General features: G+C 73.8%; 24 protein-coding genes. 19 read left to right on the forward strand and 5 right to left on the reverse strand.

Going from position 1 to position 23,486, the window contains the following annotated elements:
• The first annotated feature begins 326 nt into the window (after positions 1–326).
• Entirely contained in the window at positions 327–1,076 is a 750-nt protein-coding gene (locus tag AB0R04_RS12410) for a Clp protease N-terminal domain-containing protein (RefSeq protein WP_363370395.1), read from the forward strand.
• Positions 1,077–1,138: 62 nt separating this feature from the next.
• On the opposite strand, the gene AB0R04_RS12415 is transcribed toward AB0R04_RS12410, so the two are convergent.
• Positions 1,139–1,630 (reverse strand): NUDIX hydrolase, encoded by a 492-nt coding sequence (locus AB0R04_RS12415; protein WP_063348748.1) that lies wholly within the window; start codon positions 1,628–1,630, stop codon positions 1,139–1,141.
• A 204-nt stretch (positions 1,631–1,834) separates the two neighbouring features.
• Here AB0R04_RS12415 and AB0R04_RS12420 point away from each other — a divergent pair, with 204 nt between their 5' ends.
• Positions 1,835–2,197 carry an STAS domain-containing protein gene (locus tag AB0R04_RS12420; protein WP_363370397.1) on the forward strand — a complete coding sequence of 121 codons (363 nt, stop codon included), beginning with the start codon at positions 1,835–1,837 and terminating at the stop codon, positions 2,195–2,197.
• On the opposite strand, the gene AB0R04_RS12425 is transcribed toward AB0R04_RS12420, so the two are convergent.
• The 3 genes from AB0R04_RS12425 to AB0R04_RS12435 form a co-directional block, all read right to left on the reverse strand.
• Entirely contained in the window at positions 2,105–3,082 is a 978-nt protein-coding gene (locus tag AB0R04_RS12425; RefSeq protein ID WP_363370399.1) for a sigma-70 family RNA polymerase sigma factor, read from the reverse strand. The genes AB0R04_RS12420 and AB0R04_RS12425 overlap by 93 nt on opposite strands.
• A gap of 172 nt (positions 3,083–3,254) precedes the next feature.
• Positions 3,255–3,527, reverse strand: a complete 273-nt coding sequence (locus AB0R04_RS12430; RefSeq protein WP_063348746.1) for a hypothetical protein — start codon at positions 3,525–3,527, stop codon at positions 3,255–3,257.
• Positions 3,528–3,701: 174 nt separating this feature from the next.
• Complete coding sequence (locus tag AB0R04_RS12435; protein WP_063348745.1) at positions 3,702–3,968, reverse strand: UBP-type zinc finger domain-containing protein; 267 nt, start codon at positions 3,966–3,968, stop codon at positions 3,702–3,704.
• 229 nt (positions 3,969–4,197) lie between these two features.
• Between AB0R04_RS12435 and AB0R04_RS12440 the strand changes: the two genes are divergently transcribed.
• Together AB0R04_RS12440 and AB0R04_RS12445 are read left to right on the forward strand one after the other, a co-directional pair.
• On the forward strand, positions 4,198–4,959 hold the full coding sequence (locus AB0R04_RS12440) for an SDR family oxidoreductase (RefSeq protein ID WP_063348744.1): 762 nt from the start codon (positions 4,198–4,200) through the stop codon (positions 4,957–4,959).
• 83 nt (positions 4,960–5,042) lie between these two features.
• Positions 5,043–7,607 carry a lysylphosphatidylglycerol synthase domain-containing protein gene (locus AB0R04_RS12445; protein WP_363370402.1) on the forward strand — a complete coding sequence of 855 codons (2,565 nt, stop codon included), beginning with the start codon at positions 5,043–5,045 and terminating at the stop codon, positions 7,605–7,607.
• Between the two features lie 61 nt (positions 7,608–7,668).
• Here AB0R04_RS12445 and AB0R04_RS12450 read toward each other — a convergent pair whose 3' ends face one another.
• Positions 7,669–7,866 carry a hypothetical protein gene (locus AB0R04_RS12450; RefSeq protein ID WP_063348742.1) on the reverse strand — a complete coding sequence of 66 codons (198 nt, stop codon included), beginning with the start codon at positions 7,864–7,866 and terminating at the stop codon, positions 7,669–7,671.
• Between the two features lie 240 nt (positions 7,867–8,106).
• On the opposite strand from AB0R04_RS12450, the gene AB0R04_RS12455 reads away from it, so the two are divergent.
• The 15 genes from AB0R04_RS12455 (at position 8,107) to AB0R04_RS12525 (ending at position 23,421) form a co-directional block, all read left to right on the forward strand.
• Positions 8,107–8,751 (forward strand): methyltransferase, encoded by a 645-nt coding sequence (locus AB0R04_RS12455; RefSeq protein WP_063348741.1) that lies wholly within the window; start codon positions 8,107–8,109, stop codon positions 8,749–8,751.
• Complete coding sequence (locus AB0R04_RS12460; protein WP_363370405.1) at positions 8,748–9,335, forward strand: TrmH family RNA methyltransferase; 588 nt, start codon at positions 8,748–8,750, stop codon at positions 9,333–9,335. Before AB0R04_RS12455 ends, AB0R04_RS12460 begins: the two co-directional genes overlap by 4 nt.
• Before the next feature lie 108 nt (positions 9,336–9,443).
• A complete protein-coding gene (locus AB0R04_RS12465; protein WP_363370407.1) occupies positions 9,444–10,346 on the forward strand; it encodes an ABC transporter ATP-binding protein in 903 nt (300 codons plus the stop codon).
• Complete coding sequence (locus AB0R04_RS12470; RefSeq protein WP_363370409.1) at positions 10,343–11,929, forward strand: hypothetical protein; 1,587 nt, start codon at positions 10,343–10,345, stop codon at positions 11,927–11,929. Before AB0R04_RS12465 ends, AB0R04_RS12470 begins: the two co-directional genes overlap by 4 nt.
• Positions 11,930–11,998: 69 nt before the next feature.
• Positions 11,999–12,931 (forward strand): 3-oxoacyl-[acyl-carrier-protein] synthase III C-terminal domain-containing protein, encoded by a 933-nt coding sequence (locus tag AB0R04_RS12475; RefSeq protein WP_063348739.1) that lies wholly within the window; start codon positions 11,999–12,001, stop codon positions 12,929–12,931.
• A gap of 87 nt (positions 12,932–13,018) precedes the next feature.
• Positions 13,019–14,431, forward strand: coding sequence for an ATP-grasp domain-containing protein (locus AB0R04_RS12480; protein WP_363370411.1), 1,413 nt, complete (start codon positions 13,019–13,021; stop codon positions 14,429–14,431).
• A gap of 2 nt (positions 14,432–14,433) precedes the next feature.
• Positions 14,434–15,720: a type III PLP-dependent enzyme gene (locus AB0R04_RS12485; RefSeq protein WP_363370413.1), complete on the forward strand. Its 1,287-nt coding sequence runs from the start codon at positions 14,434–14,436 to the stop codon at positions 15,718–15,720.
• 47 nt (positions 15,721–15,767) lie between these two features.
• Positions 15,768–16,040, forward strand: a complete 273-nt coding sequence (locus AB0R04_RS12490) for an acyl carrier protein (protein ID WP_063348736.1) — start codon at positions 15,768–15,770, stop codon at positions 16,038–16,040.
• Positions 16,041–16,042: 2 nt separating this feature from the next.
• Positions 16,043–16,933 (forward strand): hypothetical protein, encoded by an 891-nt coding sequence (locus AB0R04_RS12495; protein ID WP_063348735.1) that lies wholly within the window; start codon positions 16,043–16,045, stop codon positions 16,931–16,933.
• Positions 16,930–17,661: a hypothetical protein gene (locus AB0R04_RS12500; protein WP_363370415.1), complete on the forward strand. Its 732-nt coding sequence runs from the start codon at positions 16,930–16,932 to the stop codon at positions 17,659–17,661. The genes AB0R04_RS12495 and AB0R04_RS12500 overlap by 4 nt, the downstream gene beginning before the upstream one ends.
• A complete protein-coding gene (locus AB0R04_RS12505; protein WP_363370417.1) occupies positions 17,658–18,818 on the forward strand; it encodes an acyl-CoA dehydrogenase family protein in 1,161 nt (386 codons plus the stop codon). Before AB0R04_RS12500 ends, AB0R04_RS12505 begins: the two co-directional genes overlap by 4 nt.
• A gap of 203 nt (positions 18,819–19,021) precedes the next feature.
• Positions 19,022–19,597, forward strand: a complete 576-nt coding sequence (locus AB0R04_RS12510) for a 4'-phosphopantetheinyl transferase superfamily protein (RefSeq protein WP_363370419.1) — start codon at positions 19,022–19,024, stop codon at positions 19,595–19,597.
• A gap of 154 nt (positions 19,598–19,751) precedes the next feature.
• The gene (locus AB0R04_RS12515) at positions 19,752–21,977 is read left to right on the forward strand and encodes an MMPL family transporter (protein ID WP_363370421.1); all 2,226 of its coding nucleotides are present in this window, start codon (positions 19,752–19,754) and stop codon (positions 21,975–21,977) included.
• A gap of 258 nt (positions 21,978–22,235) precedes the next feature.
• On the forward strand, positions 22,236–22,526 hold the full coding sequence (locus tag AB0R04_RS12520; protein ID WP_107453059.1) for a helix-turn-helix transcriptional regulator: 291 nt from the start codon (positions 22,236–22,238) through the stop codon (positions 22,524–22,526).
• 136 nt (positions 22,527–22,662) lie between these two features.
• The gene (locus AB0R04_RS12525) at positions 22,663–23,421 is read left to right on the forward strand and encodes an AfsR/SARP family transcriptional regulator (protein WP_279634911.1); all 759 of its coding nucleotides are present in this window, start codon (positions 22,663–22,665) and stop codon (positions 23,419–23,421) included.
• Positions 23,422–23,486 lie beyond the last annotated feature (65 nt).

Genomic DNA, 23,486 nt, shown 5'->3' on the forward strand with positions numbered 1-23,486 from the left:
ATCGCAAGGCGGAGGAGGGAGTCCATGCGGTGGGGGCACCTCCCGGCCGGAGGCTGGGGGCCATCGGCGACCGACGACAACGCCGCGAGGTGCGTGCTCCGGCGTCGCGCGCCCGGCGCGATCCGAAAGAGAGCCCCTAGGCCAGGCCGGCTCCCGCAACTCGGCCACCTGGAGCCTGAGTTCGCGAGGCGGCTCGGCCTCGGGCAGGGCCGGGATCCGCAGCCCGCCCACCGGACGCCTCCGTTCCGCAGGGGTCGCCGAAGACTACTCATGCGTAGCGTCAACCGATGGTTGACGACCTGGGATCGACAACCTACGGTTGACGCATGGAGAATCCCGTCGTTCCCAACACCACTCCGCTGCGCCTCGACGACCTGATCGCCGCGATCAAGAAGGTCCACCCCGACGCGCTCGACCAGTTGTCCGACGCGGTCATCGCCGCCGACCACCTCGACGACCTCGCCGACCACCTGATCGGCCACTTCGTCGACCAGGCCCGCCGCTCCGGCGCGTCCTGGACCGACATCGGCCGCAGCATGGGCGTCAGCAAGCAGGCCGCCCAGAAGCGGTTCGTCCCCAAGGACCCGGGCACCCCCACCGACCTCGACCCCAGCCAGGGCTTCGCCCGGTTCACCGACCGGGCCCGGAGCGTCGTGATGGCCTCGCAGGAGGAGGCCAGGGCGGCCGGCAACGCCGAGATCACCGCCGAACACCTCCTGCTCGGCCTGCTCGCCGAACCGGAGGGCATCGGGCTCAAGGCGCTCGCCGCCCAGGGCATCACCCCGGAGGCCGTCCGGGAGGCGGCCGCCGCCGCCCTGCCGGCCACCTCCGAGCAGGTGCCCGCGCTGATCCCGTACGACGCGCAGGGCAAGAAGGTGCTGGAACTGACCTTCCGCGAGGCGCTGAAGCTCGGGCACAACTACGTCGGCACCGAGCACATCCTGCTCGCCCTGCTGGAGCTGGAGAACGGCTCGGGCGTGCTCGCCGGCCTCGGCGTCGAGAAGTCCGAGGCGGAGACCTTCACCTCCGAGGCCATCAAGGCCATCATCGCCGCCCGGAACGCCGAGCAGGCCTGAGACGGGGCCCGGCCCCGGGCGGAACTCCCGCCCGGGGCCGGTCGGTTGGGCCGGGGCGGGACTCAGAAGCCGGAGATGGGCGTGCTGACGATCCGCACCCGGCCGTCGGCGGCCGCCTCCAGCGCCGCCCGCAACCGGACCGAGCGGGCCGGGCCGAGGAGTTCCAGCGCCTCCTCGACGGTGGCCCACTGGTGCCGGTCCAGTTCACCGGCCGGGACGGTCACGGGGGTGCCGTCCGGGACGGTGCCGAAGTCGAACATCAAGTGCTGCGCCGGGTGGTCGAGTTCGGACGAGGGGTGGGTCCAGGAGATGGCCAGTAGATCCCCGGTCGCCTTGACGATGCCGGTCTCCTCCAGCAACTCCCGCGAGGCGCACTCCACCGGGCCCTCGCCGAGGTCGATCGTGCCGCCCGGGAACTGCCAGTACTCGCGGTACCCGGCCTTCACGATCAGGATCCGGCCGGACTCGTCCCGCAGCAGGCAGCCCGCCGCCGCGTAGATCCTGGGCAGGGACGCCAACCATTCCTCACGGGACTTCAAGGGCTCAGCCGTCACTGCGATCCTCCTGGGGCACGGTGGTTCTGCACCGCCCACTCTGCCACCGACCCGCCCGGGGCCGTCGGTTCAGCGCTGGGCCGTCGGTTCAACGCTGGGCGGAGCGCAGGCCCACGCTCTCCTCGGCCAGGGCGGAGCTCCGGGAGGTTGCGAGAAGTTCCGCCGGAGCCGATGAGCCCGGGCCGCCGGGCCGGTCCAAGCAGCATGGACACCACGCCGAAGCCCCCGACCGTCCCCGCCCTGACCCCCGCCTTGACCTGCGACCTGACCTGCGACCTGGGCGCGCTGACCGCGCCCGACCTGGCCGTCGTCGACGCCCTCGCCCGGCTGCGGCTCGCCGCCGCTCGGCACGGGGTGGGCGTGGTGCTGCTGAACGCGAGCGGCCCGCTGCGGGAACTGCTCGCGTTCAGCGGGCTCGCGGCCCTGCTGCCGGGGGGTGTGGACCCCCTCGACCTCCGGCGGCCCGAACAGGGCCTACTCGGCGGCCAGCCGGGGCGGGAGGCCGAACAGCGGGAAGAGCACGTCGGTGTCCAGGAAGTTGGTGAACCCGGTGATCCGGCCCGCTGACACCTCCAGCACGATCAGCGCCCACGGCTCGTGCCCGCCCACCGGGCTCGGCCGGTACTGGGCGAAGGCCGGAGCGCCGTTGGCCGTCACCGGGACCAGCCGGGAGCCGCGGCAGCCGTGGCCCGGGCCGAGCATCCAGGCCCGGATCTCGCCCTGCCCCCGCAGCCACATCGCGTACGGCGGCATGTTGAGCGTGACGTCCTCGTGCAGCAGCGCGGCGAGGCCGTCCATGTCGTACGCCTCGAAGGCGCGGACGTAGCGGTCCAGCAGCGCGCGGTGGTCGTCGTCCAGGGCGGGGGCCGGGCGGGCGGCGGCGCCGTCCCCGGCGAGCACCGCGCGCGCCCGCTGCAGCGCGCTGTTCACCGAGGCCACCGTGACGCCGAGCAGTTCGGCCACCTCGGCGGCCTTCCAGCCGAGCACCTCGCGCAGGATCAGCACGGCCCGCTGCCGGGGCGCGAGGCGCTGCAGCACGGCGACGAAGGCCAGCTTCACCGACTCGCGCTGGGCCGCCACCTCGGCCGGGTCGCCCGTCTCGGGCAGCACCCGGCCGTCCGGCGCGGGGCCGATCCACGTCACCTCGGGCAGTTGGGTGTCGCTCGCGGTGGCCACCGTCACCGGGCCGGCCAGGTCCATCGGGCGGGCCCGGTTGTTGCGGCCGTTCAGCGCGTCCAGGCACACGTTGGTGGCGATCCGGTACAGCCAGGAGCGCAGCGCGGCGCGGCCCTCGAAGCCGCGGTGGCCCCGCCAGGCGCGGACCATCGTCTCCTGCACCGCGTCCTCGGCCTCGAAGACCGAGCCGAGCATCCGGTAGCAGTAGCCCGTCAGCTCCGTCCGGTACCGCTCCAACTGGAGCTCGACCGGCTCCTCCGTGATCAGGTCGGCCATGGTGCGCCCCCGTCGTCCCGCCCCGTGCTGGTGAACGGCACGAAGGTACTCCAGCCCACTGACAACCGCCCGGCGCCCCCCAGCACCGGCCGCGAACCACCCCGGACACCCTCCGAGCACGCGTCGCGGGCGGGCGCCGGAACGCGGCGCCCGCCCCCGGACCCGGATCCGCTCAGTGGGCGGAGTGCTTCTCCGCGCCGCGGTGCCGGTGGCCCTTCAGCTCGGCGTGCATCGACGGGGCGGCGTGCCCCGCCGAGGCCGCCCGGTCGCGGCCACCGTGCCGGAAGGCGTCGGGCACGGCGTACCCGGCGGTGGCGGAGGACATGGCGTCGGCGCGCAGCATCGGCACCAGCCGGGTGGGCGCGGTCGCCATGCCGCGGCGCTCCAGCAGTTCCTGGGTGCCCCGGCGGAGCTGGGCAGTGCTGCCCGGTGTTCGCTTGGTCATCGTCGGCCTCCCTTCGGCGGTCACCGGCCGGACGGATGTCGACCGGAAGGGCCGGGGGCCGCGCGGGCGTTATGTCCGGATTTTATCGGGGTTGCGCCCGAATGCCACCGGGAGATGCCACCGGGAACGGGCCCCGGGCCGGCCGGATCCGCGGGACGCGCCCCGCGCCGGGCCTCAGCCCATGACCTCGTGGACGAAGCACCAGCGCCAGTCCTCGCCCCGCTCGTACGAGCGGATCACCGGATGCGAGGTGTTGTGGAAGTGCGCGGTGGCGTGCCGCTGCGGCGAGAAGTCGCAGCAGCCGATGTGGCCGCAGTCCAGGCAGATCCGCAGGTGCACCCAGTCCCGGCGCCCTTGGGCCAGGCAGTCGGCGCAGCCGTCGACCGGCGGGAGGGGCTCGATGCCCTGGGGGGCCGCGGCGAGGTCTTCGCAGGCACTCATGCCCGCAGGGTAGTGACGGCCCGGCCGGCCCCGGCCTCAAGACACGCCGCGCGCCCGGTCGGCCTTCCCGGCGCCAGGGTGGTCCTGCCGCACCCAGGACCGCGGATCCCGGGAAAGCGCATCCCAGGAAGGCCGCACCCGGGACGCACACAGCCCTGGGCGAACCTCCGCCGCCCGCGCACAGTTGTCGTCGTCAGCCCCACCACCCTCCCAGGCCCAGGAGCCACCGATGAGCTACCCCGCCCTCGCCGCCCGCACCGCCGTCGTCACCGGAGCCGCCAGCGGCATGGGCGCGGCCACCGCCCGCCTGCTCGCCGCCCACGGCGCCCGGGTCGCCCTGCTCGCCCGCCGCACCGACCGGCTCGACACCCTCGCGGCCGAGCTCACCGCCGCCGGCGGCCAGGCCCTCGCCGTCACCGCCGACATCACCGACCAGGCCTCCGTCGACGCCGCCGCCAAGGCCGTCCACGACGCCTACGGCCGGGTCGACCTGGTGGTCAACAGCGCCGGCGTGATGCTGCCCAACCCCCTCGCCGACGGCCGGACCGACGAGTGGACCCGCATGGTCGACACCAACCTCACCGGCGCCCTGCGGATCATCCGCGCCTTCGCCGACGACCTCACCGCGGCCGCCGCCGACGGCCGGGCCGCCGACCTGGTCAACGTCTCCTCCATCGCCTCGCGCGTCGTCTTCCCCAACTACGCCGTGTACAGCGCCACCAAGGCCGCGCTCACCCAGCTGTCCGCCGCCCTGCGCTCCGAACTCAGCCCCCGCGACGTCCGGGTCAGCTCCATCGAGCCCGGCCTGACCGACACCGAACTCGGCGGCCACATCGACAACCCCGCCCTGCGCGAACAGCTCGGCGGCATGTTCGCGGCCATCCCCGCACTCACCGCGGACGACCTCGCCGACCTGATCGCCTACACCGTCAGCCGCCCCCGGCACGTCAACCTGAGCCACACGGTCGTCGTGCCGACCCGGCAGGCGTAGGGCCGGTCCCCGAACTCCCCCGATCCGGGTCGGCTTCCGGGCTCCGGCTCCACCATCAGGGGAGGCATGGGAGCATGCCACCCGTGGCGATCGTGACGGGGAGAACGAACGGCGACACCGGCGGTGGCGACACCGCCGGCACGCCCGCACCGGCGGACACCGGCATACCGGCGAGCGCCGGAGCCGGCCGGGGCCCGGCCCGGGCGGTGTCCGAACCCGGCCGGATCCGGCAGCCCGTCGCCCTGATCCGGCTGCTCACCGGGCTCATCGCCATCGCCCTCACCCTGCTGCTCGCCGACTACGCCCGGGCCACCACCGGCGGCATCGCCGCCGACGTCGCCGAAGCCGCCGAACTGGTGCCCCGGCCGCTCGCCGGCCTCGCCGGCGGCCTCACCACCGCCGCCGTGCTGCTGGTGCCCGTCGTCCTCGCCGCCCGCCGCCTCCTCGGCCCCGACCGGCGACGCGCCCTCCAGCAGGTCTCCGACGGCCTGCTCGCCGCCGTCCTCGCCTACGGCGCCACCCTGCTCCTCGACCTGTGGGCCGACGGCGTCGCCCCCGCCTCCCTGCTCGCCGCCCTCACCCAGGCCCTGCCGGGCGGCGCCCTCGGCCACACCGAGCCCGTCTACGGCTACCTCGCACCCGTCCTCGCCTTCATGACCGCCTCCGGCAACCGCGAACACCGGGCCCCCTGGGCCGTCCTCGCCCTCTCCGGCCTCGCCGGACTCGCCGGCGGGTACGCCACCCCCACCGCCCTGCTGCTCGGCCTGCTCATCGGCTGGACCGGCGCCCACGGCACCCTCTACGCCGTCGGCACCCCCGACCCGCTGCCCAGGCCCGGCGAGATCCTCCGGGCCCTGCGCGAGAGCGGCCTGCGCCCGGCCGAGGCCCACCCCGCCGGGCCCGACCGCTACCTGGTCCGGCAAGCCGACGACCGGCCCGACCTCGACGTCCAGCTCCTCGACCGGCAAGCCGTCACCGCCGCCGCCGTCCAGCGCGCCTGGCGCCGCCTGCGGCTGCGCACCGCCCCCCACCCCCGGGCCCTGCGCTCCCCCCGCGCCGGCCTCGAACACGAGGCGCTCGTCACCTACGCGGCCCTCGCCGCCGGCGTCCGCACCCGCCGCATCGCCGCCACCGCCGGCCTCGGCCAGGACACCGCCCTCATCGCCTACGAACACCTCCCCGGACGCGCCCTCGACCGGCTCCCCGACGAGGAGGTCACCGACGACCTGCTGGCCGACGCCTGGCGGCAGCTCGCCCGCCTCCAGCGCCGGGAGATCGCCCACCGGGCGCTCGTCCCGTCCTCCCTGCTGGTGGACGCGACCGGCGCGGTGCACCTGGTCGACTTCGCCGACGGCGACATCGCGGCCAGCGAACTCGTGCTGCGCTGCGACATCGCCCAGCTGCTCACCACCCTCGCCCTGCGGGCCGGCGCCGCCCGCTCCGTCCACACCGCCGTCACCGTCCTCGGCGCCGACACCGTCGAGGCCGCCCTCCCCCTCCTCCAGCCCATCGCCCTCGCCCGCACCACCCGCCACGCCCTCAAGCGCACCGCCCACCCGACCGCCGCCCACCCGACCGCCGCCGCGCGCACGGGCGGCCCGGCAGGCCCCGGGCCCGACGAAGCCGCCGGCGGCGGGGGCGGGCTGCTGGAGGAGATCCGGGCGGAGGTGCTGCGGACCAGGCCGCAGGCGGAGGTGCGGCCGGTGCGGTTGGAGCGGCTGCGGCCACGGACCCTGTTGGCGGTGGTGGGCGGGGTGGTGGCCGGGTGGCTGCTGATCCCGCAACTGTTCGCGGCCGAGGACAACCCGATCTCGGCGGTGGCCGACGCCGATCCGGCGTGGCTGGCGCTGGCACTGCTGGCGGCGGCGCTGAGCCACGTGACGGCGGCGATGGGGTTCGTCGGGTTCGTGCCGGAGCGGCTGGACTTCCGCAACGCGGTGCTGGCGCAGCTGGCCGGGGCGTTCGTGAAGCTGGTGTCGCCCGGGGGCGTCGGCGGGATCGCACTGAACACCCGGCTGTTGCAGCGGGCCGGGATCCCGACCGCGCAGGCACTGTCCAGCGTCGGGGTGGGGCAGTTGATCGGCCTGGTGCTGCACCTGCTCCAGCTGGGCGCCTTCGTCTACCTGCTGGACCTGCAACCGGGCGGTTCGGAGCTGGACGCGCTGCCCGCCGTGGTGGGCGGGCTGGCGGGGGCGGCGGCGCTGCTGGCGGTGGTCTCGGCGGTGCCGCCGGCCCGGCGCTGGCTGGCGGCGCGGCTGCGGCCGCTGACCACCGAGGTGCTGCCGCGGCTGCTGGACCTGCTGCGCAGCCCGGCCCGGCTGGCGGTGGGGCTGACCGGGCAGCTGCTGGTGTCGATCTGCCTGATCGGCTGCCTGTACTGCTGCACCCGGGCGATCGGCCGGGAGCCGTCCTTCGCCTCGGTGGCGGTGGTGTTCCTGGTGGGCAACGCGGCGGGCAACGTTGCGCCGACCCCGGGCGGGGCCGGCGCGGTGGACGGGGCGCTGATCGCCCTGCTGCAGCAGACCGCGTCGATGGAGAAGGGCGGCGCGCTGGCGGCGGTGGCGATGTACCGCCTGCTGACGCTGATCCTGCCGGTGCTGCCGGGCTGGGCGGCGATGACCTGGCTGCAGCGCCGCCGGGCGCTGTAGGGCCCCGGACGGCGCCCCGGACAACGCACCGGACGGCGCCCCCGACCGGGCCCGGCGGCGGCTACTCGCGGTACTCGTCCTCGTCGAGCTGGACGACGCGGCTCTGCTCGGCGGCGTCGGCGACATCGGTGGCCGGGTCGGCTCCGACTGCCCGGCGTTCGGCCACCTCGTCGTACTCGTCGCCCTCGGGTGCCTCGTCGTCGGATTCGACGGTCTCGACGGCCTCGTCGATCAGGTAGTCCTCGTGATTCTGCGGCATGGCGTCCGTCCTCACTGTTCGGAGGCGCTGTCCGGAGGCTCCCACGGGCGCGGGGGCGGTACTGGCAGTATCCGTCGCCGGGCGGCCGGGCGCGATTGCGCCGGGGCGGCCCCGCGGCACCCGGGCCGCCGGCCGGCACGGAACGCGCCGCAGGCCACCGGGGGTACGATCGGTGCCGTACCAAGGGCTTACCCACACCCACCCGGTGGCCCCGAGGCCCTTACGAACGACGGGGAAATCATGTCCGGCTCGCACTACTTCACCGGTGCACCCGAGGTCGCCAGCGAGCGCCGGCCGATCACGGTCTCCCTGCCGGACCTCACCCTCGAACTGACCACCGACACCGGGGTGTTCTCGCGCGGCCGGCTCGACCCGGGCACCCGGATCCTGCTGGAGCACGCCCCGCAGCCGCGGGTGCGCGGCCCGATCCTGGACGTCGGCTGCGGCTACGGCCCGATCGCGCTGACCTGGGCGAGCCGGCGCAGGCGGCTGCCGGTCTGGGCGGTGGACGTGAACGAGCGCGCGCTGGAACTGGTGCGGCTGAACGCCGAGGCACTGCGGCTGGGCAACGTCCAGGCCGCGCTGCCCGAGGACGTCCCGCAGGACGTGCGGTTCGCCACCATCTACTCCAACCCGCCGATCCGGATCGGCAAGGCCGCGCTGCGCCGGCTGCTCACGCACTGGCTCGGCCGGCTGACCCCGGACGGCTCGGCGTTCCTGGTGGTGCAGAAGCACCTGGGCTCGGACTCGCTGCAGAAGTGGCTGAACGAGCAGGGCTACCCGACCACCCGGGTCGCGTCGGTCAACGGGTTCCGGATTCTGGAAGCACGACCCCGCCCGGAGCCGGGCGAGGGTACGGAGAGTGGACGGGGAACGTCGTCGTGAAGCAGTTGCGCGGGACCGAACTGAAGCGACTGCACCGCTCGTGGCGGCGCAGCAACGAGTTCCGGCTCGCGATGATCCTGGAGAACCTGCAGTCGCCGTTCAACGTCGGCTCGGTGGTCCGGACCGGGGCCGCGATGGGCGCCGAGAAGCTGTACCTGGCCGGGGAGACCCCGTCGGTGCGCTCCTCGGGCGCGCAGAAGGCCGCGATGGGCACCGACAAGTACCTGAAGGTGGAGCACTTCCCGACGATCGCGGAGGCGGTCGCGGCGGCGAAGGCGGACGGCTTCAAGGTGGTCGGCCTGGAGCTGGCGGACGAGGCGGTGCCGATGTTCGCCGCCGAACTGACCCCGGCGGTGGCCTTCGTGCTGGGGCACGAGGACCGCGGGATCACCCCCGACGCGCTGGCGCTCTGCGACCAGGTGGTGTTCGTGCCGCAGCTGGGCCGGGTCGGCTCGCTGAACGTGTCGGCGGCCGCGACGGTGGCCTGCTACGAGGCGCGCCGCCAGGGGTACGCGATCAGCGGCACCCCGGACGGCACCGACCTCGGCGACCTCGGTGACCTCGGCGGGGCCGACGACGAGTAGGACCTGATCGGATTCCGGAGGGGTGTGCCGAAAGGCCCACCCCTCCGGTCGTTTCCGTCCGCCATCTCTGCCGAACGGCAGATGTGCCCGGCCGCCCGCGCCGGAAGCATGGCGGACATGACGGAACTCCGGATCCTCGACCTGACCAAGGAGTACCGCGGCGGCAAGCGCGCGGTGGACTCGTTCTCGCTGACGCTGCGGCCCGGCGTGCTCGGCCTGCTCGGTGCCAACGGCGCCGGGAAGTCCAGCCTGATGCGCATCCTGGCCACGGTCACCCGGCCCACCGCCGGGCAGGTGCTCTGGGACGGCGCGGACACCGCCCGCCGGCCCGGCCCGCTGCGCCGCACGGTCGGCTACCTGCCGCAGGACTTCGACGGCTACCCACAGCTCACCGCCCGCGAGTTCCTCGCCTACCTGGCCGCCGCCAAGGGCCTGCGGCGGCGCCACGCGAAGGCCCGGATCGACGAACTGCTCGACCTGGTCAACCTGTCCGGCGCGGCCGGGCAGCGGCTGGGGGCGATGTCCGGCGGGATGCGCCAGCGCGTCGGCATCGCGCAGGCGCTGCTGAACGACCCGGCACTGCTGATCGTCGACGAGCCGACCGTCGGGCTCGACCCGGAGGAGCGGCTGCGCTTCGGCGGCCTGCTGACCGGGCTCGGCGCCGAGCGGATCGTCGTGCTGTCCACCCACATCGTCTCCGACGTGGCCGCCACCGCCGACCGGATCGCCGTGATGGGGCACGGCCGGCTGCTGCACCACGGCACCCCGGAGGACCTGCTGCGGGGCGCGGCGGGCTCGGTCTGGGAGCTGACCGTGGCCGCCGACCGGCTCCCGGCGCTGCGCTCGCGGTTCCTGCTGGGCGCCACCACCCGCACCCCGCAGGGCGTCCGGGTCCGGGTGCTGTCCCCGCACCCTCCCGCGCCGGAGGCCGAGCCCGTCCCGCCCCGGCTGGACGACGCGTACCTGCTGCTCACCGCCGCCCAGGCCGGGCCCGAGCGGGTGGCGGCGTGACGGCCGGCCTCTGGGCGCTCGCGCTCGCCGACTTCCGGGAGCGCCGGCGGCGGCCCGGGTACCTGGCGGTGCTGCTCGGCACGCTCGCGCTCGGACTGCTGGCCGCACCGGTCGGCGACTCCCGCTGGACGGTGTTCCAGGTCACCGACCTGCACGGCCGCTACACCAGCGGCTACGTGGGGACGGTGACGGCGCTCGGCGGCGCGGTCTGGCTGTCACTGGCTGGCTTCGGCATCGCCCGGGGGTCGATCGGGCGGGACGAGCGGAGCGGCGTGGGCAGGTTGCTCGCCGCCACCCCGCTGACCCGGATCGGCTACCTGGCGGGCAAGTTCGGCAGCAACCTGCTGCTGTTCGGCTCGATGCTGCTGGCCCTGGCCGGGACGGCCCTCGGCGTGCAGCTGGTCAAGGGCGACTCCGGGCACGTGGACGTGCTGCGGCTGCTGCTGCCGTACGTGCTGATCACGCTGCCGCTGCTGGCCGCGGTCGCCGGGTGCGCGGTGCTCTTCGACACCCTGCCCGGGCTGCGCGGCGGGCTCGGGGCGCTGGTGTGGTTCGCGGTCTGGCTGGTCGCCGTGCTCGGCGCGCAGGCGGGCGGCGGGCCAGACCTGCTGGGCATGCGCCGGATCACCGCGTCGATCCGGGAGGCGATCGCGGCCGGCGGGCGGTCGGCGGACGGGGTCGAGTTCGGGGTCGGGCTCACCGCGGACAACCGGGTGCTGGGCACCTTCGACTGGCCCGGCCTCGGCCCCGGCGAGGCGGGCGCGCAGGCCGCCGGGGCGCTGCTGCTGACCGCCGTCGCGGTGGGGCTGGCGCTGCTCGGGGCGCTCTGGTTCCGGCGCTTCGACGGGGAGGGGCCGCGCCCGGCCGCCGGGGCGTCCGGAGCCGTCCGGACCGACGGCCCCGCGCCCGGGGTCGGGGTCGGTCCCGGCGCGGCCGCGGCCGCCTTCACCCTCGCCCCGGCCCGGCTGACCCCGGCCCCGGCACGCCGGGGCGGCGCGGTGCTCGCCGCCCTCGTGGGCGAGCTGCGGATCCTGGTGCAGGGCCAACGGCTTTGGTGGGCCGGGGCGGTGGCCCTCGCCGCACTGGCGGCATGGGTCGCGCCGGACGGCCCGAGCCACCCGGTGCTGCCGTTCGCGATGCTCTGGCCGGTGCTGCTGTGGTCCCGGATGGGCCACCGGGCGGGTGGCGGCAGCACCGGCGAACTGCTCGGCGCCTGCCCCTCGCCCCTGCGCCGGGGGCTGGCCGCCCTGCTCGCCGGGGTCGTCCCGGCCCTCGCCGTGGTAGCCGTGCCCGCCGCCCGGCTGCTCGCCGCCGGACAGCCCCGGGCCGCCGCGGGCGCCCTGGCCGGGGCACTGCTGATACCCGCCCTGGCACTGCTCTGCGGGGCCGTCACGGGCGGGCCTCGGCTGTTCCAGTCGCTCTACCCGATGCTCTGGTACGCAATGGTCAGCCATGTCTCCGGGCTGGACTTCCTCGGCGTCTCCGGGGAGCGTGCCCCGGCCCCGACCGCGGTGGCCGCCGTCGCCGCCGCACTGGCCCTCGGCGCGCTCGCCCTGGGCGCGGTCCGCGAGGCCTCCCGTTGACCGCCACCGCGCGGCGGTGGTCAGCGCAGCGTCAGCTAAGCGTCAGCGCTCCAGGCGACTGTAGTTGGCATGACGTCGATCACGGCAGTCTCCAGCTGTCTTCCCGACACCATCCCGATCGCGCGCTTCCAACAGGAACTCCAGCTGACGGATGTGCAGCTCCGGCGCTACCAGCGCTTCTACGGGCTCTCCGAGGTGTGCCGCGACCCTGCGGCCACCGAGACCGAGCTGCTGCTGCGCGCCGCGACCAAGCTGGTGGAGCTGCGCGGGCAGGAACAGCGCGTCAAGTACGTCCTCCAGGCCCGCACGATGCCGTCGCCGCTGCCGTACCCGATGACCTCGCTCCGACCGCTCCAGGTCGAGCTCGGCCTGGAGCACGCCGCCGGCTTCGTCGTCTCGCACCACGCCTGCGCCTCCGGGCTGCTCGCGCTGGACCTGGCGGGCACCCTGCTGGCCGCCGACCCGGACCCGAACGCGCTCGCCCTGGTCCTGGCCGGGGAGAAGGCGTGCACCACCCAGACGCAGTCCATCCCGGACGTCACCGTCATGGGCGAGGGCACCGTCGCCTTCCTGGTGAGCGCGGACCGCACCGGCTCCGACCGGATGCTCGGCTACGCGACGCGCACCCACACCCAGTTCGGCGACGAGTTCATCATGGGCGACGCCGCCGCCAAGGAGTTCCAGGACCTGTACGGGCCCGGCCTGTGCGAGGTGATCGGCGCCGCCCTGGAGGAGGCCGGCTGCGGCCTCGACGAGCTGGCGCTCGTGCTTCCGCACAACGTCAACCGGCTGTCGTGGATCGGCGTCTGCAAGACGCTCGGGCTGCCGCTCGACAAGGTCTTCCTCGACCTGGTCGGCGAGACCGGGCACTGCTTCTGCGCCGACCCCTTCATCAACCTGCAGAAGGCCACCGAGCTGGGGCGGCTGCGCCCCGGCGACCGCTACCTGATGACCAGCGTGGGGCTCGGGGCGACCTTCGCCGCGATGGTCCTGGAGCACTGACGGCCGTCCACCGAGTCGGCCACCACCGCAGCACCTGCGCACCCGCCGCACCGCGCCCGAGCGCACACGAGAAATGACGAGGTCGACATGCATCTACCGTCCTCCGGCTTCAGCGCGCGCCTCAAGCGCGCCGTGACCGGGTCCGCGGACACCCCGCTGGTGTTCCTGGGCAACTTCGAGGTGGAGAACCACTGGGCGCTCGGCGAGCCCGCGCTGCCCCGGGTCGCCTCGCACGCGGGCAGTGCGGTGGTGAACCGCATGGACGAGTTCGCGCTGCTGCTCGGCGGCAAGGACGACCACGTCGTGCTGAAGACCGCCTTGGACGAGGGCTACCGCGGCTACCTGGAGGGCCTCGGCCTGGAGCTGCCCACCGTGCACGTGGTGGCCGGCCAGGACCCGCAGCGCACCGTCAGCGAGGACGCCCTCGCCGACCCCGAGCTGCTGCGCGCGCTGTCCGCCGTCGCCGCCGAGGGCGCCCGGCTGACCGCGCACGGCATCTCCACCGTCGAGGAGGAGCTGGCCGAGCGCACCGGGCTGCAGCTGGGCGCGCCGACCGCCGCGGTCTGCAAGCGGGTCAACAGCAAGGTGTACAGCCGCCGGCTCTCCGACGAGCTGGGCATCCGCCAGGCCCGCGGCTGGGCCTGCGAGACGCTGGAGGAGCTGGCCGAGGCGGTGGCCGCGGCCGGTGAACTGCTGGCGGCGGGCCGCAAGGTGGTGCTGAAGGACGCGTTCGGCGTGTCCGGCAAGGGCATCGTCGTGCTGGACTCCGAGGCCCGCCTGGGCCGGCTGCACCGGATGGCGGTCCAGCAGGCCGAGCGCGCCGCCAAGGCCGCGGGCGGGGCCCCGCGCACCGCGCTGGTGATCGAGGAGTGGGTCGCCAAGCGCTGCGACCTCAACTACCAGTTCACGGTGGGCCGGGACGGCTCCACGCACTTCGACTTCGTCAAGGAGCTGCTGACCGAGGGCGGCGTCCACAAGGGCCACCGGATCCCGGCCCGGCTGACCGACGGGCAGGTCGCGGAGATCGAGGCGACGGCGCTGCGGCTCGGCGAGCGGCTCGCCGCCGACGGCTACTACGGCGTGGTCGGCGTCGACGCGATGGTCGACCCGGACGAGGGCCTGTACCCGGTCATCGAGATCAACGCCCGCAACAACATGTCCACGTACCAGAACGTGGTGCACGAGGGCGGCCTGGCCGGGGCCGACGACGTCGCCGTCGCCCGGCACTTCCCGCTGCGGCTGACCCGCCCGCTGCCCTTCGCCGAACTGGCCGAGGTGCTGGACGGGCTGCTGCTGACCGAGCGGGGCCCGCGCCCGCGCGGCCTGTTCGTGAACAACTACGCCACGGTGAACGCCGCCGCGGGCACCGCCGCCGGCGCCGAAGCGGACGGCTTCGAGGGCCGGCTGTACGGCGTGCTCGTCGGTGCCTCCGACGAGGAGATCGAGGCGCTCGACACCGACATCACCCGCCGCCTCGCGGCCTACCCGGAACGGAGCTGACCGTGAGCGTCGCATTCGAGGTGCAGGGCCTCGGGATCACCGAGCTCGCCGAGGAGTTCGGCACCCCGCTCTACCTGTACGACGGCGAGGAGATCACCACCCGCTTCCAGGGGCTGCGCGAGGCGCTGCACCCGGCGCTGGAGGTCTTCTACTCGCTCAAGGCGAACCCCAACATCTCCGTCTGCGCGCTGCTGCACAGCCTGGGCTCGCGCGCCGAGGTGTCCTCGCTGACGGAGCTGGTCACCGCCCGCCGGGCCGGGGTCGAGCCGCGCGACATCATCTTCCTCGGCCCGGGCAAGAGCCGCGGCGAGGTGGCGGCCTGCCTGGACGAGGACATCCACGCGATCGTCTGCGAGTCGATCGGCGAGCTGGACCTGATCGACGAGGTGGCCCGCGAGCGCGGGATCACCGCCCGGGTCGCGCTGCGGGTCAACCCGCGCTTCTCGGTGAAGGGTTCGGGTCTGACCATGGGCGGCAAGCCGCGCCAGTTCGGCACCGACGAGGAGCTGCTGCTGGCCGAGGGCAAGGAGCTCGCCGGCCGCTACCCCAACATCCGGCTGATGGGCGTCCAGGTGTACCTGGGCACCCGCATCCTGATCGAGGAGTCCGTCGTCGAGAACACCCGGCGGATCCTGGAGCTGGCCGAGCGCCTCTCCACCGAGCTGGGCTTCCCGCTGGAGACGGTCGACGTCGGCGGCGGCCTCGGCATCGCCTACTTCGACAACGAGAAGGACCTCGACGTCGCCGAGCTGACCGCCGGGCTCAACCCGCTGATCGCGGACTTCCGCGCCCGGCACCCGGAGACCCGGATGATCATGGAGCTGGGCCGCTTCCTGGTCGCCGCGTCCGGCACCTACGTCACCCGGGTGCGCTACACCAAGACCTCGATGGGCGAGAACTTCGCGGTCACCGACGGCGGCACCAACCACCACATGGCGGCCGTCGGCATCGGCTCGTACGTGAAGCGCAACTTCCCGATGGCCGCGCTGGAGCGGCTGGACGAGCCGGCCACCGAGCCCTGGCACATCACCGGCCCGCTCTGCACGCCCAACGACGTCATCGGCAAGAAGGTGCCGATGCCGGCGCTGCGGGCCGGCGAGCTGATCGGGGTGCAGCGCTCCGGCGCGTACGGGCCGACGGCCTCGCCGGTGCACTTCCTCAGCCACGGCTACCCGGCGGAGGTGCTCGTCCTGGACGGGCGGGCGCACCTGATCCGGGAGCGCGACGACGTCGAGGCCATGCTCGGCCGCCAGCGGCTGTACGCGGCCCCCGGCGACGATCAGAACTGACCACCGACCGGCCGACCCACGGCCGGGACCAGCCCGAGGAGAACACCATGAGCGACACTGCCAACACCGTGGCCGACGTGAAGTACGTCGACGCCGTCCGCAAGGGCCTGTCGGAGGTCCTCAACAAGGACGTCTCCGGCGCCGACCCGGGCGTCCGCCTCTTCGACGAGCTGGGCCTGGACTCCAGCAGCGCGCTCGAACTGCTCATCACCATCGAGGAGATCCTCGACGTGCAGTTCGACGCCGACGAGCTGGACATGACCCACTTCGAGACCGTGGGCTCGCTGGCCGGCTTCGTCGCCGCGGAAGCGAGCGCCTAAGCATGTTCCGCGCGACTGCGCCCGTGCGGCGTCCGGCCCCGGCCGGCGCGGACGGCACGCCCGGCCCGGCCCCGGCGGCGGTCCTGCCGCGGCTGATCCGGGCCGGCGCCCACACCCCGCCGGGGCCTGGCGCGCCGTACCGGCCGGAGGCCGCGCGGGAGGACTTCTACCGCGAGCTCGGGGCGCTCTACGGCGCGGACTTCGACCGCGAGCAGTTCGCCGCCTCGGGGCGGCGCACCTCGGTGGAGCTGGCCCACGGCGCGCTCGACGCGCTGGGCCCGCTGACCGCCGAGGAGTGCCCCGAGGTGGTGGTGGTCGCCTACTCCGCGCCGGACTTCGACCACGCCGAGCTGGTCGCCTCCTGCGTGAAGGGGCGGCTGCCGGGCGAGCCGCTCTCCTTCGCCCTGTCCGACCAGGGCGTCCTGGCGCCGTTCAGCGCGCTGCGGGTCGCCGTGGAGTACGCCCGGCGGTGCGGCTGGTCGCGGCTGCTGCTGCTGGTCGTGGACCAGGGCACCCAGCCGTTCCCGCTGCCCGCGACGGGGCAGAGCGCCGTCCACACGGACGCCGCGGTCGCGCTGCTGATCCACTGGGACGGCGGCGACGCGCCGCTGGGCGGTGCGGCCCAGGGCCTCCCGGAGCCGGGGCTGTTCGCCGACTGGGACGCCTCGGCCGCGCTGGTCACCGGCTCCGGCCTGTCCGACGGCTGTGCTGAACTTCCGACACACGGCGGTCCGTGGACCAAGGTGGCGGCCGGACAGCCCGCCACCGGCGGCTGGGCCGCCCTGCTCGCCGCCGCCGACCGGGACCGCCCGGTGGTGGTGGCCGACTACGACCGGGAGCGCGGCTTCCTGGCCTACTGCACACTCGACACGGGGGAGTTGGGGGTCCGATGACGGTTCCGGCCGAGGTGCGCGAGCACTGGCAGGAGGCCCGGACGAGCGCGCGCAACGACGGCCTCGTCCCCGCACTGACCCTGCTCTCCCGCGCGCTGTCCCCCGGGGTGGCACCGCGCGGCCCGCGCGGGCACGCCGTGGTCCCGCGCGAACTCCTCGGCGAGTACGCCGAGTTCGGCGACGACGAGGACGGGGACGAGGACGGGAATGGGGGCCTGGACCCGGTGCCCGGTCTGGCCGTCCTGAGCCCCGCCGACGCCACCCGGGCGCCCGCTGGCCCCGACGCCCACGACTGGGGCACCGGCCTCGCCTGGCTGCGGCTCGGCGCGTCCGAGCGGCTGCGGGAGGCCTGCCTGGCCTACCTCGCGGGCCGCCAGGTCGAGGGTTCCTCGCTGCTGCTGCAACAGCTGGTCAAGGGCGCGCTCGCCGACGTGCTGATCGACCACCTGGAGATCGAGGGCGTCCTCGACGACCTCGCCGAGGGGCCGGACGACTCCCCGCTGGCCCCCGCCCGGCCCCTGGACGGCCCGGCCCTCGCCCGCCTCCAGGCCCAGATCACCCATGCCGACCGCGCACTGCTGCGGCTGCTCGGGGCGTACGGTTTCACCGCCGAGGGGCCGGGCCGGGCGGCGTACGCCTCCGAGCTCCTCGCCGACGTGTACTGCGGCTGGCCGGGGCCGGCCGGGGACACGGCACAGAACGTCGACTCCCGGAAGGGGAACGTGTGATCAGCCTGCCCGGCCCGCTGGAAACCACGCACCGGTACGTGCGGCGGTGGGCCGAAGACCTGCGGGCGGGCGCGCTCGACCTCGACCGGGACCCGGAGGCCGTCCACCGCTTCCTGGACCTGCCCGCCGTGCGCTTCCTGGCCGGCCACCAGGTGCCGCCGGAGTGGGACCGGGCGTCCGCCGAGGCCGGTGCCGGCCCCGCGCACGGCCTGGCCACCCTGGAACGGGTCCTGGTGAGCGAGGAACTGGCGCGCGGCGACGCCGGGATGATGCTGGGCGCGCCCGGCGCCTCGATGTGCGGGGTGCTGCTGAGCGTGCTCGGCAGCCAGGCCCAGAAGGACTGGGTGTACGGCCGGCTCGCCGAACGCCCCCGCTGGACCTGCTTCGGCCTCACCGAGCCCGACCGCGGCTCGGCCATCGGCGAGATGACCACCACGCTGACCCCGGTGGGCGACGGCTCGTACGTCCTGGACGGCGAGAAGCGCTACGTCGGCAACGCCGCCCGGGCCGACCTGGGCGCCGTGTTCGCGCGGGTCGCGGGCACCGAGCGGCTCGGCGTGCTGGCCGTCCTGGTGGACACCGCCGACCCCGGCTTCCGGGCGGAGCCGCTGCCCACCCTCGGCCTGCGCGGCGTCCAGCTGACCCGGATCACCCTCGACGGGGTGCACGTGCCCGCCGAACGGGTGCTCGGCGCCCACCTGCCGCCGACCCGGCGGGGCATGTGGAGCATCGTCTCGGTCTTCAACCAGCTCCGCCCGAGTGTGGCCGCGATCGCCCTCGGCATCGCCCGGGCCGCCCACGACTACGTCGCCGAGAACCGCCGGGAACTGCGCGGCGCGGAGCGCGAGCTGTTCGAGTCGCTCGGCCAGCGGATCGACGCGGCCCGCCAGTTGACCTACCGGGCGGCCCTCGCGGTGGACCGCAAGCCGGCCGCCGGGCACCTCTCCTCGGCGGCGAAGGCCCGCGCCTGCGAACTCGCCGAGGACGTCACGATGCGCGCGCTGGGTTTCTTCGGGCCCGGCGCCCGGCTGGACCACCCGCTCCTCGACAAACTCGCCCGGGACGCACGGGGCGTGGAGTTCATGGAGGGGACACGGAACATCCAGAAGCTGAATCTGTTCCAGGGGCTGCACACCGGAAAGGTGGGCCGGTTCTGAACGGGACAGAACAACCGGTCGGTCGGGATACGGTCGAGATCTGGCAGATTCCGCTGACCGGTGGCGAGCACCCGGACCGCCCGGACGGCGAAGCCGCCCAGGACGCCCCGGACGGGTACCCGCCGCACCTGGAGGAACTGCTCGACGAGCAGGAGCGGGCGCGCGCCCGGAGCGGACAGCTGCCCGGGCTGCGGCGCCGCTTCGTGCTCGCGCACGCCGCCACCCGGATCGTCCTCGGCGAGCACCTCGGCCGCCCCCCGGCCGGGCTGCGCTTCAGCCGCGGCCCGTGGGGGAAGCCGGCCGTCGAGGACGCGCCGGGCCTGCACTTCAACCTGTCCCACTCGGGCGAGATCGCCCTGCTCGCCCTGGCATCACGGCCGGTCGGCGTGGATGTCGAGCTGGCCCGCGCCGAGCTGGACACCGCCCGGCTGGCCGGTCGCTTCTTCCCCCCGGACGAACGGGAGCTGGTCGCCCGGGGCGGGCCCGACGCCTTCACCCGGCTGTGGACCAGGAAGGAGGCGTGCGTGAAGGCCTCGGGCGCCAGACTCACCCAGGGCATGGGGATCCCGGTCGCCCACGACGGACCGGAAGCCACCGTGTACGCACGCTCCGGTCCGTTGCCCGGTCCGTGGAGAGTCACCGACCTGCCGCTGCCCGAGGAATACGCGGGGTCCGTCGCACTGATCGGCGACGGGCCCTTTAACGTGTCCCGGCGGATGTGGTATCAAATTCCGCCCGGAGAATCCGGCGGCAGCCCTCTCGGGTCGGCTGTCAAGTAGAAGAAACTCCCCCTCCAATCGTCGAAGTTGTACCCGTGATCATGCGTCGAAGCGTCACTAGATTCAGTGATGCAGGCGAACGCCGCACCGCACCGGCCGGACTCATAAGTCAGGCCCGTGTCTTGATCCGGGCATTTCTTTTGAGGAGGGGAACGTGATCGTGGAAGGCAGGAACGTGATCACCAGGGCCGCTCGGTGGAGCGCCGTCCACCCCTGGTGGGCGATCGCGCTCTGGGTGGCGTTCGTCGTGGCGGCCCTCGTGGTCGGCGGCGTCACGGGCACCCGGCAGGCCACCACCTCCGACCTCGCCATCGGCCAGTCCGGCCGGGCGGCCGCGATCGCCCGCAGCGGCGGCCTCCAGGAGCGCGCGGTGGAGAACGTCCTCATCACCCCGTGGGGCGGCGGCCGGCTCGACCCCGTCCAGGCGCAGTCCGCGGCCTCGGACGCCACCCGCGACCTGAAGGCCCTCCCCGGCATCAGCTCGATCGACGCCCCGGTGCCCGCGCCGGACGGCTCGGCCCTGCTCGTCCCGGTGACCCTCGACGGCGATCCGGAGACCTCCGCCGACCGGGTGCAGCCGCTCATCGACACCGTGGCGAGGACCCACACGTCGCACACCGAGCTGCGGATGGAACTCGTCGGCGCCGGCTCGATCAAGGCCGGGCTCAACGAGATGCTGAGCAAGGACCTCGGCAAGGCGACCGTGCTGAGCCTGCCGGTGACGCTGCTCGTGATGGTCTTCGTGTTCGGCGCGATCGTCGCCGCGAGCGTCCCGGTCGTCCTCGGCCTGTCCTCGGTGCTCGCCGGACTGGGCCTGTGGGGGGTGGCCTCCCAACTGGTGCCCGACCCGGGGCCGGTGACGCACGTCATCGTGCTGATGGGCATGGCCATCGGGGTCGACTACTCGCTGTTCTACCTCAAGCGCCAGCGCGAGGAGCGGGCGTTGGGCGCCAACAACATCGACGCCATCGAGATCGCGGCCGCCACCTCCGGGCACTCGGTGCTGGTGTCCGGCGTGGTCGTCATGATCTCGATGGGGGCGCTCTACCTCGCCGGGCACATCGCCTTCGAGTCGATGGCCACCGGCGCGGTGCTGGTGGTCGCCATCGCGATCACCTCCTCGCTGACCGTGCTGCCGGCCATGCTGTCCCGGTTCGGCCGCTACCTGGACGCGCCGCGGGTCCCGCTGGTGTGGCGGCTCACCCAGAAGGGCGGGGTCAAGCCGCGGCTGTGGTCGACCATGCTCAAGCCCGCGCTGCGCCACCCGGTGATCGCACTGGTGGTCTCGGTCGGCGCGCTGCTCGTCCTCGCGCTGCCCGCCCTCGGCCTGAAGCTCAAGGCCACCGGGATCGACGACCTGCCCCGGTCGATCCCGGCGATGCAGGCCAACGAGCGGCTGACCCACTCCTTCCCGAGCCAGGCCGACACCCACACCGTCGCGGTGAAGGTCCCGGCCGACCGGACGGCGCAGTTGGGCACCGCGGTGGAGTCGCTGGTCGAACGCGCCTCGCAGGACGACCTCTTCGTGCACAACCCCGCGCCGGTCGTCCGCACCTCCCCCGACGGCACGGTCGCCACCGTCGCGATCGGCACCCACTTCGACAGCGGCTCCCCGCAGGCCCGCGCCTCGCTGGCCCGGCTGCGCCAGGACCTCGCCCCGCAGACCCTCGGCGCGGTCGCGGGCGCCGAGTTCGCGGTCGGCGGCAGCGACGTCGCGTTCGACGTCGACTACCGGGCGAACGTCATGCACAAGATGCCCTGGGTGCTCGGGGTGGCCCTGGTGCTGACCTTCCTGGTGATGACCGCCGCGTTCCGCTCGGTGGTGCTCGCGCTGATCACCGTGGTGCTCAACGTGCTGTCCGCGGCGGCCTCCTTCGGCCTGCTCGCGCTGATCTTCCAGCACACCTGGGCGGAGGACCTGCTGCACTTCGAGTCCACCGGCCGGGTGGTGGCCTGGCTGCCGCTGATGCTCTTCGTGATCCTGCTCGGCCTGTCGATGGACTACCACGTCTTCGTGGTCAGCCGGATCCGGGAGGCGGCGCGCGGCGGACTCTCCGTCAAGGAGGCGGTCGAGCAGGGCATCACCCGCACGGCCGGCGTGGTGACCAGCGCCGCGGTGGTGATGGTCTGCGTGTTCGCCCTGCTGGCCTCGCTGAACTTCATCGAGATGAAGCAGATGGGGGTGGGCATGGCCTGCGCGGTGCTGCTCGACGCGACGGTGATCCGGATCGTCGTCCTGCCGGCCGTGGTCACCCTGCTCGGCTGGAAGACCTTCTGGCCCTCGCGGCTCGCGCGCCAGACCACGACCCGGACCCCGCGGATGCCGGCCATCGTGGCCGCCGCGGCGGCGGCCTCGGCGGCACGCACGACCCTCCCGTAACACGGGACCCGTCCAACTCGACGGCCGGGGAAGGGCTTAGCCCCTCCCCGGCCCTTTTCGTGTGCGTTTCGTGCAGGCACCCGGCCACAACCAGTCGTGACAAGGGGTTTGACGCCGACTGTCCCGTGGTGGTTTGTTACGGGAGTTGTAGAATCGCATGCGCGTTCGTCGGCACGTGAACGACCTTCCCGGTGACGGGGGGGCGCAACTGCCGGTGGACGCGCCACGGGGAAGCAGGGGGCGGTCAGGGGGGTGGCCATGCACAGTGACGGCAGCCTTGCCTCGGCGCGCTGGCGCAACGAGCTCACCCGGGTCGGGACGCTGTCCGGACGGGAACGGCAGGTCTTCGACCTGATCGGTGCCGGACACTCCAACCGCGGCATCGCCGCCCGACTGCACGTCACAGAGCGCACGGTGAAGGCGCATGTCGCCAACATCCTGGCGAAACTGGGAGTGGAGTCGCGGCTTCAGGTGGGGTTGGTGGCGCAGGTTCATCAACTCATGTACGAAGGTACATGGCCGGACGACCCAGGCGTGTCCGATACTTGACCAGCGCGAATGATACCCAGGCTTTTCCCCTTTGTCAGGCCACCCCAAACACGTCGACCACTGTTGACGGTGGCCGGGCCGAGGTCACAGGAGAAAAGCTTGTGGCTGGAGTTCACCGCTAGGGACGGGGAATTTGGTGTACATCTCCATATTAGGCCCACTATTGATCGGCGACGGTCAGCGCACCGTAGGTCTACGGGCGAAGAAGAATCGCGTGATGCTCACCATGCTGGCGCTCAACGCCGGTCAGGTGGTCGCGTTCGACGAACTGATCGACGAGCTGTGGGGGGAAGCGCCGCTCAAGAACGCGCGCAACGCCTTGCAGGCCAATGTCAAACGCATGCGCAAATCGTTGGCGGAACTTGGTCTGGAGGGGCCGGACCAGGAACTCATCCGCACGGTTGACAACGGTTACATGCTCAACGTCTCGGAGGACGCGGTCGACGCGTACCGGTTCCTGCGGACGGCGGAGAAAGGCGCGGGGCTGGTCAGCGACCGGCCGTACGAAGCGATGGACACGCTCCGCAAGTCGCTCGGGATGTGGCGCGGACCGGCCCTGCTCGACACGAGCGACGGGCCCTGGTGCCGTGCCGTAGCGCTGCGTCTGGACGAGCAGCGCAAGACCGCGCGGGAGGACCTGATCTCGGCCCAGCTGCAAGCGGGCGAGGCGGGGACGGTGGTGGCCGAGCTGAAGCAGTTGCTCGCCCAGTACCCGGAACGCGAGCGGTTCAGCGAGCAGTTGATGATCGCCCTCTACCGGTGCGGCCGGCAGTCGGAGGCCGTCGACATCTTCCACCGCACCCGGAAGTGGCTCGACGACGAGTTGGGGCTCAAACCGAGTCGTCGTCTCCACCACCTCTACCAGGCGATCCTGATGCAGGATCCCTCGCTGTAAGTCCCGTCGGGGCGAGGGCAGTTCGCCCCGGCACGTCGGCGGCTCCCCGGCTGGGGTGCCGCCGA

The organism is Kitasatospora sp. NPDC056731 (genome assembly GCF_040687675.1).
In the GTDB taxonomy this organism is placed as follows: domain Bacteria; phylum Actinomycetota; class Actinomycetes; order Streptomycetales; family Streptomycetaceae; genus Kitasatospora.